The 3,177-nt window shown below is 36.5% G+C and carries 3 protein-coding genes and 1 tRNA gene; all 4 read right to left on the reverse strand.

Annotated elements, in window-relative coordinates:
• Positions 1–16 precede the first annotated feature (16 nt).
• Positions 17–91: transfer RNA gene (locus COX95_04715), tRNA-Pro, on the reverse strand.
• 79 nt (positions 92–170) lie between these two features.
• Positions 171–446: a DNA-binding protein HU gene (locus COX95_04720; GenBank protein PIZ85235.1), complete on the reverse strand. Its 276-nt coding sequence runs from the start codon at positions 444–446 to the stop codon at positions 171–173.
• Between the two features lie 40 nt (positions 447–486).
• On the reverse strand, positions 487–1,263 hold the full coding sequence (locus COX95_04725) for a metallophosphoesterase (GenBank protein PIZ85236.1): 777 nt from the start codon (positions 1,261–1,263) through the stop codon (positions 487–489).
• Positions 1,264–1,308: 45 nt separating this feature from the next.
• Positions 1,309–2,829, reverse strand: a complete 1,521-nt coding sequence (rny, locus tag COX95_04730) for a ribonuclease Y (GenBank protein ID PIZ85237.1) — start codon at positions 2,827–2,829, stop codon at positions 1,309–1,311.
• Positions 2,830–3,177 lie beyond the last annotated feature (348 nt).

Here is a 3,177-nt window from a genome sequence, read left to right on the forward strand (position 1 = left end):
TTTGAAATGTCTTGATTGGTCGGGGAGACAGGATTTGAACCTGCGACCCCCTGGTCCCAAACCAGGTGCGCTACCGCTGCGCCACTCCCCGTTAAAAAACAGCTGACAATTGACAATTGACATAAAAAAACAAAGAATTTTATCAACTGTCAGCTGTTAGCTATCAAAAATTATTTTCTAACGGCCTTTTTTAAACCTACAGCAGCCCTAAAGCACGGAATTCTCATTGCAGGTATCTTCATTATTTCCCCGGTCTGAGGGTTTCTTGCTCTTCTTGACGCCCTATTGTTTACATCAAAAACGCCTATGCCGGAAACAGCCACTTTCTCACCCTTTCTTAATGACTCAGTAATAACTTCACCTAAAATTTTTAAAAGATTATTAACTGCCTGTTGTGACAAATTGCTCTTATTGGCAACAACTTCCAGTAATTGCTCTTTTGTCATATATACACTCCTTTTTTATCTTGAATAGATTATATACAAATTATACGATCTTTTCAATTTTTTCAAAATTTATGGCCCTACCCTCTTTATTTAGGTCAACAATTAATGCATGGAAGTAAGATGGTCCGTATGGCGCGACTTCATATCTGGCGGGCATCTGCATTAAAACTCTCTCTCTTGATACTTCCTTTTTTAGTCCAATAACAGAATCAATAGGCCCAAGCATACCGATATCCGTAATATAAAATGTGCCATTCTTTAGAATTTGATAATCGCAAGTAGGAACGTGAGTATGGGAACCAAAAACAATACTTACCCTACCATCAAGATAGTCACCCATCAGAATTTTCTCAGAAGTAGCTTCAGCATGAATATCAACTATTACAAAATTGGTTTTTATTTCTTTAAGCAACTCATCTACTTTCCTAAATGGATCATCGAATTCTAATCTAAAGAAGGTTCTCCCCATAAGATTGATAACAGCAATTTTTTGACCCTTAGCAACAACTGTTTTATATTCTTTTCCCGGTACGCCAGGAGGATAGTTTGCAGGTCTTACAACTGGAGCTTTCGGATCTTCTAATAAAGGACAAATTTCCTTATGGGCGAATACGTGATTTCCTGTTGTGAAAAAATTAATACCCAAATCCTCCATTTCCTGCATTTTTTCAACCGTTAAACCTTTACCTGCAGCAAGATGCTCACCATTAGCAATAACAAAATCTGGACTATACTGCTTTAGAATATCAGGCAATACTTCCTTGATTTTCGCCCTACCCGGCCTGCCAATTATTTCACCTAAAATTAATATTTTCATTATTTTATTATCTTTAATTATATGATTAATCTATTATACGATTTTTTATTTTGCGAAATCTACTGCTCGTGTTTCACGAATCACATTTACCTTAATTTGGCCCGGATATTTCAAATCCTCTTCAATTTTTCTAGCTATTCGATGGGATAGTTTTTCAGCCTTTAAATCATCAATTTCTTCCGGTTTAACGACTATTCTTATTTCACGACCAGCCTGAATAGCAAAAGATTTTTCAACACCTTCAAATCCATTAGCTATATTCTCAAGCTCTTTTAAGCGTTTTATGTAAGTATCCAATGTTTCGCGTCTTGCTCCTGGCCTTGAACTTGAAATCGCATCAGCTACATGAACAATGATTGCTTCAACCGTGTGAGGTTCAACTTCTTCGTGATGAGCTTCAATCCCATGAATTACTTCTTCTGATAAACCAAATTTTCGGGCAATATCCCTACTTATCATGGCATGATTACCTTGTACTTCATGATCAACAGCTTTCCCAATGTCATGTAATAGCCCTGCTTTCTTGGCAACATTAACATCAGCGCCAATTTCAGATGCTAATAATCCCGCTAAATGGGCAACTTCCACTGAGTGCCTTAAAACATTTTGACCATAACTGGTTCGAAACTTTAATCTTCCAAGAATTTTTGTTAAATCTTGGGGTAATCCAGCAATACCAACTTCAAAAACTGCTTGCTCCCCTGCTTCTTTCATTGATTGATTAATTTCATTTTTGGCTTTTTCCACTGCTTCTTCGATCTTTGTGGGATGAATACGGCCATCGCCCATAAGTTTTTCAAGAGCAACCCTTGCAACTTGTCTTCGCACTGGATCAAACCCAGAAATTACTACCGCTTCAGGGGTATCATCAACAATAATATCGCAACCAGTTGCTTCTTCTAAAGAACGAATGTTTCTACCTTCACGACCAATGATTCGCCCCTTCATTTCATCGCTAGGCAAATTAACGGTTGTAACAGTAAATTCTGCAGTAAGGTCTACAGCGCATCTTTGAATTGCTAAAGCAACTATTTCTTGAGCTTTTTTGTCCGCTTCCTCTTTGGCAGATTCCTCTAAAGATTTTATTTTTCGAAGCAGATCATCTTTAAATTCTCTTTCGGTAAGTTCTAATAAAACTTTTCTTGCTTCTTCTCTGGATAATTTAGCAATCTTTTCTAGTTTGTCTTCTTGTTTTTTTCTTAGCTCGAAAAGATCTTTTTTAGTCCTATCAATATCTCTTTCTTTATCCTGCAGGTCTGTTCGACGCTTGTCCAAATCCTCGATCTTTTTATCTACTACTTCTTCTCTTTTAGCTAACCTTTCCTCAGTTTGACCAATCTTGTCTCGACGTTCTTTTTCCTCTACTTTAACCTGTTCCCTGGTTTTCATAGCTTCGTCTTTAGCTTCTAAGATAATTTCTTTGGACTTTGCTTTTGATTCCTCGATCATTTTTTTCGCCAAAGCTTCAGCATTCTCAGTTTGCTTCTGCGCCTGAAATCTTCTAATAAAATAACCGGCGACTAGAGACGCTGGAATAAGGATTACTAACAGTAACGATGTTCCCATTTTTTCCTCTCTTTCTTATTTGAGAGGAGATCAAAGTATGCTAAATTAGCTGATTTTAGCTCTATCAGCTTTATTTATTCCGTAAATTAGATTCAACATTTGTAAATTTGGATTAATGGAAAATATTTTCATATCAACAATTACCACCTTGATCTCCGTAAAAACTTAAAAAAATCAAAAAACCTTACACATAAAGATTACAATCTTAGGGGGAATTTGTCAATTAAGTGTACGCGTCACGCACATTTGAGACTCCTGAACAGTTTTTATTAAATAATCAATGGGTGAAATATTACCCAAAGATTGGTGTATTCTCTTTGTATTGTACCATATTAAGTGTTCCATGAG

The organism is bacterium CG_4_10_14_0_2_um_filter_33_32 (genome assembly GCA_002792735.1).
GTDB lineage: Bacteria > Patescibacteriota > CPR2_A > CG2-30-33-46 > CG2-30-33-46 > CG2-30-33-46.